Source organism: Rhizobium sp. SVR5-2C (assembly GCF_056755115.1).
In genome coordinates this window covers 1-240 of record NZ_JBNDHT010000552.1, presented here as the reverse complement: position 1 = coordinate 240, position 240 = coordinate 1, and the positions used below count along the sequence as shown (strand labels likewise).

1 protein-coding gene is annotated in these 240 nt (G+C 60.4%); it reads right to left on the bottom strand.

Translation table 11 applies throughout. The annotated features are described in order from the left end of the window. Positions 1 to 236 (bottom strand): iron chelate uptake ABC transporter family permease subunit (locus ACPYOI_RS36860; protein WP_481424283.1); only part of this gene is annotated, 236 nt, incomplete at its 3' end. Between the last annotated feature and the right edge of the window lie 4 nt (positions 237 to 240).

Here is a 240-nt window from a genome sequence, read left to right as displayed (position 1 = left end):
ATGATGGCATTCGAAGTCCACGTAGCCCGTTGAAAGGAGCCCATCGTCCAGAAGACGATCTGTTGGAGGGCCTCCGGGGTGGCTCGGTACTGCAAGAGCGCCAGGAGCGCATGGAATCCGAATACCAGGGCGATACCAAGCAGGATCATGGACTCCCGGCCATCTTCACGGCGGCGTGAGACAGCGGCAACAATGGCAACCGCAACAAGGGATGCCACTGCTGCGCAGACCGCCACGTTG